The sequence below is a fragment of the Streptomyces lateritius genome (assembly GCF_014649715.1).
GTDB classification, from domain to species: domain Bacteria; phylum Actinomycetota; class Actinomycetes; order Streptomycetales; family Streptomycetaceae; genus Streptomyces; species Streptomyces lateritius.
Genome location: NZ_BMTO01000001.1, coordinates 129901 through 137454 on the forward strand (window position 1 = coordinate 129901; position 7554 = coordinate 137454).

Annotated in this window: 7 protein-coding genes and 1 pseudogene; 4 read left to right on the forward strand and 4 right to left on the reverse strand. The window is 71.7% G+C overall.

Annotation, left to right across the window (positions count from 1 at the left end; translation table 11 throughout):
• Both IE136_RS00650 and IE136_RS00655 read right to left on the reverse strand, forming a co-directional pair.
• On the reverse strand, window positions 1-800 hold an 800-nt coding region (locus tag IE136_RS00650; RefSeq protein ID WP_189599326.1), incomplete at its 3' end, for a DUF5336 domain-containing protein.
• Between the two features lie 90 nt (window positions 801-890).
• Entirely contained in the window at window positions 891-1766 is an 876-nt protein-coding gene (locus IE136_RS00655) for an N-acetylmuramoyl-L-alanine amidase (RefSeq protein ID WP_229818578.1), read from the reverse strand.
• Window positions 1767-2210: 444 nt separating this feature from the next.
• Between IE136_RS00655 and IE136_RS00660 the strand changes: the two genes are divergently transcribed.
• Window positions 2211-3752, forward strand: a complete 1542-nt coding sequence (locus IE136_RS00660; protein ID WP_229818579.1) for a hypothetical protein — start codon at window positions 2211-2213, stop codon at window positions 3750-3752.
• 10 nt (window positions 3753-3762) lie between these two features.
• Here IE136_RS00660 and IE136_RS00665 read toward each other — a convergent pair whose 3' ends face one another.
• Both IE136_RS00665 and IE136_RS00670 read right to left on the reverse strand, forming a co-directional pair.
• Window positions 3763-4413 carry a class I SAM-dependent methyltransferase gene (locus tag IE136_RS00665; protein ID WP_158986841.1) on the reverse strand — a complete coding sequence of 217 codons (651 nt, stop codon included), beginning with the start codon at window positions 4411-4413 and terminating at the stop codon, window positions 3763-3765.
• A gap of 72 nt (window positions 4414-4485) precedes the next feature.
• Window positions 4486-4893 (reverse strand): ATP-binding protein, encoded by a 408-nt coding sequence (locus IE136_RS00670; RefSeq protein ID WP_229818580.1) that lies wholly within the window; start codon window positions 4891-4893, stop codon window positions 4486-4488.
• Between the two features lie 84 nt (window positions 4894-4977).
• Here IE136_RS00670 and IE136_RS00675 point away from each other — a divergent pair.
• From IE136_RS00675 to IE136_RS00685, 3 genes and pseudogenes are all read left to right on the forward strand, one after another.
• Window positions 4978-5816: pseudogene (locus IE136_RS00675) on the forward strand (helix-turn-helix domain-containing protein).
• Window positions 5785-5982, forward strand: a complete 198-nt coding sequence (locus IE136_RS00680; protein WP_189599138.1) for a DUF397 domain-containing protein — start codon at window positions 5785-5787, stop codon at window positions 5980-5982. Before IE136_RS00675 ends, IE136_RS00680 begins: the two are co-directional and overlap by 32 nt.
• Window positions 5983-6113: 131 nt before the next feature.
• The gene (locus tag IE136_RS00685; protein ID WP_189599139.1) at window positions 6114-7433 is read left to right on the forward strand and encodes a phytase; all 1320 of its coding nucleotides are present in this window, start codon (window positions 6114-6116) and stop codon (window positions 7431-7433) included.
• The last annotated feature ends 121 nt before the right edge of the window (window positions 7434-7554 follow it).

Below are 7554 nucleotides of genomic sequence, written 5' to 3' on the forward strand. Positions count from 1 at the left end.
GTCTGGGCGACCAGGCCGGGGCCGCGCTGCTCGACCGCCAGGTACCAGGTGCCGGGGGCCAGTTCGGCGATCGGCGTCGGCGAGCCGTCCTCCGCGTACAGCGGACGGGCGACCGGGACGGCGAACCAGAACGGCGTGAAGTCGGCGGCGGGCTGCTGCGCCTGAGCCTGCGGCTGGCCCTGGGCCGGCTGCGGGGCCTGGGCGGCCTGCGGCTCGGGCTGCGGCTGCTGCACCCCGTACGGCTGCTGGTGCTGCTGGCCACCGAAGGACTGCTGGTGCTGGGCGCCCGGGTAGCCGTAGCCACCGCCGACACCCGGCTGGCCGGGCTGACCCGGCTGCATGCCGTACGGCTGCGGGGTCTGCGGGCGCGGCGCGCCGACGAGCGGGGCCTTCAGGGCCGGCACCAGCGGACCGGCGATGACGGCCCCGGCGAGGACGAGGGCGGCGATCAGGCCGAGGATGAGGCCGATGCCGGCGCTCTCCGACTCGAAGATCCACATCAGCAGCGTCCACGCGGACGCGACCGTGAACGCGGCACCGACCTGGCCGAGCTCCAGACCGGCCACCTTCCGCTGCTGCGGCAGGCCGCGCGAGACGACGACCAGCGCGGCACCGGCGATGCCGAGGAAGAAGGCGCCCCAGCCGAGCGGCGACAGCTCCCAGGAGTTCGGGATGTCGACCCGGTCGCAGATTTCGTCACTGGCTTCACAGCTGGAGGTGCCGAGGAACGAGGCGATGAACAGCACCACCGCTGCACCGATCACCACGCCATCGCCTCGAGTGAGGGAGCGGATATTCACGTAAGAGTCCTTCGTCGGGTCGTCTCGTCGGGGTGGCGCGAAGCACGGGGGCGGCCCCATCGTACGGAGCGAATCTATCGCCCGCCGGTTCTACCCCTTGAGGTAGGTCCCGATGCCGTCCGCGATCCCCTGCGCCGCTTTCTGGCGCCATGCCGCATCGGAGAGGAGTGCGGCATCCTTCGGATCACGCATATTGCCGCATTCCACGAAGACCTTGGGAACAGTTGAGAGATTGAGTCCCCCGAGATCGCCGCGTACGTCCAACCCGGTGCCCGCGCCGATGTAGTTGGCGGGTGCGGTGCCGGTCGCGCGGGCGAACTGCCGCGCGATGGACTCACCGAGGCTACGGGAGGGCTTGACGATCTTCGCGGTGTCGGCGGCGCCGGAGCTCACGAGCGCGGGCAGGATCACATGGAAGCCGCGGTTCCCGGGGGCGGAGCCGTCGGCGTGCACGGAGACGACGGCGTCGGCGCGGGCGGTGTTGCCGGCCCGGGCGCGCTCGTCGATGCAGGGGCCGAAGGGGCGCTCGGCGTCGTGGGTGAGGACGACCTTCGCTCCCTGGGCCGTGAGGAGATCCCGCAGCCGGTGTGAAACATCGAGGGTGAATGCGGCTTCCGTGTAACCGGCGTTCGTGGAGGTGCCGGTGGTGTCGCATTCCTTCCGTATCGTACCGATGTCAACCTTCTGGTTTATTTCACCGGAGTGGCGGAAGTTGCCCGGATTGTGCCCGGGATCGATGGCGACGGTGCGCCCGGCGAGGGGCCGGGCGGGGTGGGCCGGGTCCTGCGTCGGCTCGGCCGTGGGAGTGCCGCTCGGCTTGGCGTCGCCGGTGCGCGGGGCCTGCGAGGGGTGCGACGGCGTGCCGCCGTCCGCGGCGGCGCCGCACCCGGCGAGGGCGGTGCAGGCGGCGAGGGAGGTCGCGAGGACCAGGATCGTCCGGCGGTTCTTCGAGTGGTCGTACGGCACCCCGTGACTCTAGTGGGCCGAATAGTCCATTGACGCGAAGCGACTGCCACGGGACCGTGGCGGGTAGGGATGGATGCGCCGTTGAGGCGAGATCGCGCACGGATGTGCGCGCGGACCACGGGGGGCACTGTGGTGGGGGAAGAGCCGAACGACAGACGTCCGGAGCCGAAGGACAGCGTGCCGGATCCGGCCCGGGGCACGGCGCCGGGTGCGGAGCCGGACGCGACGCCGGGGACAGCGCCGGACACGACGCCAAGGACGGCGCCGGGCGCGTCCGGAGTGTCCGAGGCGCCGTGGATGTACGGGGGGCCGGGCTCGCCCGGTCCCTCCGGAGCCGGAGCCGGAGCCGTACCGCCACCGCCCGCGCAGCCGCCCGGCTTCCCCCCGCAGCCGCCCGGTTTCCCCGCGCCCTCGGCGCCCTTCGGGGCGCCGCCCGGACCGCCCGTGCCGGCGGAGTCGAACCCGGCGCAGGCCGTGCTGGCCGGTCTGCTGAACCTGTCCTGTCTGGGGCTCGGGTACGCGCTGCTCAAGCAGTGGCGGTGGGCCGCCGTCTGCTGGGTCGCGACCGCGGCTCTGCTGCTCGTCGCGCTGCCAGCCGACGTGGACGGCGTACCCACCGGCGTCCTGATCGCTTACGGCGTGTTCCTGCTGGCCGCCGCCGTGGACGGCGCCCGGCGCGGTCTGCGCGCCCCGCTCGCGCTCGGCGGCGCCGGAGCGACCCCCGCCTCCACCCCCGCCGCCCGGCGCCTCGCGCTCCCGCTCGCGCTGGCGGTGGTCCTGCTCGCCGTCCCCGTCGGCGGTTCGGTGGCCTACGGCGTGGCGCGCGACGAGGCCAGGGAGCAGTCGCTCCTCGACTTCCTCGCCACAGCGGACGCCCTGGTGAAGTCCGGCGAGGGACAGAGTTTCACCAGCGCCGAGCACAACTACGGCAAGGCCCTGACGGCGTACCAGGACCTCGGCACGAACCACGCGGGTTCGCGCGCCGCGCGACTCGTCCCCGACCGGCTCGCCGCCTACTTCACGACCGTGGCCTCGGCGTACGAGAACAAGCGCTACTGCGACGCCGTTCCCGCCCTCAAGCATCTGCGCGAGCTGCCGGAGAAGGTGGACCGCGCCCTGCTGACGGGACTCGTCGGCAAGGCCGACGACCCGCTCGCCCACTCCTGGTACGAATGCGGGATCGCCGGGCTCGGCGCCGCCGGGTCCGAGACCACGGCCGGCGAGCATCTCAACGCGCTGCTGTCGACCTTCCCCCAGTCCTCCTACGCCCGGCAGGTCGAGCCCACCGTCCGGGCGAGCATCCGGACCAAGTCCGCCGGGGTGACCGGCGACTCCGCCGATCCCTGCACGGCGGTCGAGGAGCTGCGCCGCGTCTCGACCACGGTCGGCCTGCTGCCCGAGGCCACCTTCGCCGCGGCTTCGCGGGACGCCGGCCGGGCGATCGAGAGCGGCGACTTCGGCTGCGGGGTGAAGCAGTTCAAGGCCAAGAGCTACACCGACGCCGTCCAGACGATGAAGGACTTCGCCGAGAAGTACCCGACCAGCTCCCGGGCCGCGCACGCGCGGAGCATCGCCATCGCCGCCGAGATAGCCGACGAGGAGCCGGCGGCCGGGCGGCAGCTGCCCCCGGCCAAGGCCCCCGGCGGCTCGCGGATGGTCATGGTGGTGTCCAACGACGGCCCGGGTGAGGTCGAGCTGCTCTACACGGGTCCGGTCAGCGGCCGCGTCACGCTGAAGGCGTGCGGGAGCTGCACGGCGTACCGGGGCAGCCTCGCCCTGAACGCGCCCAAGATCAAGGCGTGCCAGGGCCCGTCGTCGAAGTACCCGAAGACCACGCTCCTGCTGCCCGCCGGCAATTACCACTTCCTCCAGAAGCGGGACAGCAGCATCGGCTCGTACGCCTCCGACAAGGCGAGCACGCACAAGATCGAAGCCGGCTACAGCTACACGAACTGCCTCTACGTCACATCCGGCTTCGGGTTCTGACGGAGGACGATCAGCGCTCCACGCGCCGCAGGACCCGCAGGGAGCCGGTGACGGAGATCTCCTCGAAGTCACCGGACTCCAGGGCGCGGAGGTAGATGCGGTACGGCGCCTGGCCGCCGTCCTCCGGGTTCGGGAAGACGTCGTGGATCACGAGGACTCCACCCACTGCGACCTTCGGGGCCCAGCCCTCGAAGTCCGCCGTCGCGTGCTCGTCCGTGTGGCCCCCGTCGATGAAGACGAAGCCGAGCTCGCCCGCCCACACCTTCGCGACCTGCGGGGAACGCCCCACGACCGCGATGACGTGCTCCTCCAGGCCGGCAGCGTGCAGGGTCCGGCGGAAGGTCGGGAGGGTGTCCATCAGGCCCACCTCGGGGTCCACGACGCTCGTGTCGTGGTACTCCCAGCCCGGCTGCTGCTCCTCGCTGCCCCGGTGGTGGTCCACGGTCACCGCGACCGTCCCGGCCGCCCGGGCCACGTCCGCCAGCAGGATCGTGGAACGCCCGCAGTACGTGCCGACCTCCAGCAGGGGCAGACCGAGCCTCGCGGCCTCGGTCGCCGCCTCGTACAGCGCGAGCCCCTCCTCGACCGGCATGAAGCCCTTGGCGGCCTCGAACGCGGCAAGGATCTCGGGCTTCGGCGTGACGACGGGCTCGGCGGCCATGGGCGGGTCCTCCTACTACGGGCTACGGCTGCTGCTACCGGCGGGTACGCAGGTGAGAGCGCCCATGGTGCCCTACGCGTCGCACTCGAACCACACCGTCTTGCCCCCGGCCGCCTCCGTCACTCCCCACCGGTCCGTGACGGCCTCCACCAGCACGAGCCCGCGCCCGGCCTCCTCCAGCGGCCCGCCGGCCTTGGCGACGACCGTCCCCGGCACGCCGTCCGCCACCTCGACCCGGAGCCCGTACGGCTCGCGCAGGATCAGCACCGCGCAGCGCCGCCCCGGAACGTGCCGTACGACGTTGGAGACCAGCTCGGTCAGCGCGAGCTGAGCGGGATCGGTCAGCCTGTCCAGCCCCCACCGGACGAGGAACATGCGCAGGATGCGACGCATGTGACCGGCGGAGTGCTCACCGACGGTGAAGCCCATGCGGTAGCTCGCCTGAAGTTCCGCCGGATAAAGGTCAGTTGCGTGATTCATGCCACCAGAATGGAGCGGAGTGGTTACGTTCGGCTACGTACCGAAACGAACGCAGTGATGCGTGAGCTTGGGGGTGACCTCCTCGTGGTCAACATCCGCCGCCTCGATCCCAGCGCCTCGCCGCTGGACTACTACGGCTCCGAACTCCGCCGCCTGAGGGAGGAGGCGGGGCTCAACCAGGGCCAGTTGGGCAAGATCCTGTACGTGACCGCCTCGCTCATCGGCCAGATCGAGACGGCGAAGAAGGTCCCCACGCGCCAGTTCTCGGAGCGGCTGGACGCGGCCCTGATGACGGACGGGTTGTTCACGCGGCTGGTGGGGTTGGTTCTACGGAGCCAGCTGCCGCACTGGTTCCAGATGTACGCGGAGATGGAGGCGAAGGCCACGTACATCTCGACGTACCAGTCGCAGCTCGTCTACGGGCTGCTCCAGACGGAGGAGTACGCGCGGGCGGTGCTGAGCATCGACCACGCGGACAGGCTCGACGAGATGGTCGCGGCCCGGATGGAGCGCCAGCGCATTCTGGAACGCACGCAGCCGCCCGTGCTGTGCGTGGTGATCGACGAGGCCGCGTTGCGCTGGAGATCGGCGGCTCCGACGTCATGCGGGGTCAACTCCGCCATCTGTTGGGGTGTCTGAACCGGCCGTGGGTGCAGATCCAGGTGCTCCCCTTCACGGTCGGTCAGCATGCCGAGATGATGGGGACGTTCACTCTCCTGCGGTTCGAGGACGACCCGGACCTCTTCTACGCGGGAAGCTATGGCGGCGGCCATATGACCGCCAATTCACAAGTGATCAGGGAGCGTTCCGTCGGTCACGCTCGGCTCCAGGCCACCGCCCTCTCCCGGGAGGACTCGGCGGCGCTGATCGCACGCGTGACGGAGGAGCAGTATGGGCACCAGCCAGGTCCTGCGGTGGCGTAAGTCGTCCTACAGCGGATCCGACGGCGGCGAGTGCGTCGAGGTCGCCGGCCTCACCCCCCACATCGCCGTCCGCGACTCCAAGAACCCGGAAGGCCCCTCCTTCCTGGTCACCCCCGCAGCTTTCGGCGCCTTCGTCACCGCTGCCGCCGAGGGGCGCCTCGGCTGAGCGGTGGCGGGTCGGGGCCCCGCCGCTGAACCAGTGAAGCCGACGGGTCATCCGGTGTTCACGGGGGCGTTCGGCCGCGCTCACCCACCGCGCCTAGCGTCTCGCGAGTCCGCTTCCTACTGAGGAGTGTCGTGAGCGCTTCCGCTGTGACGGCTCTGGCCGCCGCGTTCTTGCTCGTGTCCGGAGCCCCTGCCCACCAGGGCCCGGTGTCCGTCACCGCGCGCGTCGAGACGCCCGCCGTCTACGACGACGAGGCGGGCGGCAACGCCGACGCCGACGACCCGGCCGTGTGGATCGACCCCACGAGCCCCGGACGCAGCATCGTGATCGGCACCCTGAAGGAGGCCGGGCTCGACGTGTACGGCCTCGACGGCAGGCGGCTGCAGCACATAGCCGCGCCGGCGGCGCCGGGCGAGGACGCCGCTCCGGGCCGGTTCAACAACGTCGACATCGTCTACGGCTTCGAGCTGAACGGCCGTAAGACGGACCTGGCGCTGGTGAGCGACCGGGGCCGCGACCGGATCCGGGCGTTCGCGATCGACCCCGCCGCCGTCGCGGCCGGGCGGGCACCGCTCAAGGACGTGACGGCGGCCGACGTGCGGCCGGTCTTCGCGGCCGACGAGAGCGAGGTCGACGACCAGCGCACCGCCTACGGACTCGCCGCGTTCAGCGACGAGGACGAGGCCTACGTCGTCGTCTCGCAGCGGGAGGAGACCCGTCTGCGGCTGCTCGAACTGGAGGACCGTGGCGGCCGGGTGGGCTACCGGACCGAGGACACCCTCGACCTGCCCGCCACGTTCATCCTGCCCGATGGAAAGGCCTGGGCGCCGTGCGCCGACCCGGGCGAGCGCCCGCAGGTCGAGGGCATGGCCGTCGACCAGGAGGAGCACGTCCTCTACGCGGCCCAGGAGGCCGTGGGGCTGTGGCGCATCGACCTCGACGACGAGGAGTTCGACACCCCCGAGATGATCGACCGCGTCCGCGAGTACGGTACGCCGTGGACGTACGACACGGCCGAGGAGGAGTGCGTCCTCGACACGGCCGCTGACCCCGGTTTCGGCGGCGAGCACCTGAGCGCCGACGCCGAGGGTGTCACCGTCTACCACGGAGCCGACGGCGCCGGTTACGTGCTCGCGTCCAGCCAGGGGGACAACACGTACTCCGTCTACGGGCGCCTGGGCGACAACGACCACCTCGGCTCCTTCGCCGTCACCGACGGCCCGGCCGTCGACGGCGTGCAGCACTCCGACGGCGCCACCGTCGTCAACGTGCCGCTCGGCCGCGACTTCCCGAAGGGCCTCCTGGTCACCCACGACGGCGAGGCGACCCCGTCGGACGGCGAGCGCGAGGGCACCAACTTCAAGCTGACCCCCTGGGACGCGGTGGCCGGCGCCTTCCCGGAGCCGCTGATGGTCGACACGCGGTCCTTCGACCCGCGCGACACCGACTGACGTCTCCCAGGCCCGCCAGACACGGACCGTGCCGGCGGCGGCGAGTCAGCGGCGGCCGGGGCCGAGCGATGTCTGCTCGGTCCCGGCCGCTGTCAGTACGTTCCGCAGTGCCACGACGCCG

Coding starts and splice junctions, on each gene's coding strand:
- IE136_RS00680 (WP_189599138.1), top strand. CDS start 5,785: ATGGGCACCAGCCAGGTCCTGCGGTGGCGTAAGTCGTCCTACAGCGGA.
- IE136_RS00670 (WP_229818580.1), bottom strand. CDS start 4,893: ATGAATCACGCAACTGACCTTTATCCGGCGGAACTTCAGGCGAGCTAC.
- IE136_RS00665 (WP_158986841.1), bottom strand. CDS start 4,413: ATGGCCGCCGAGCCCGTCGTCACGCCGAAGCCCGAGATCCTTGCCGCG.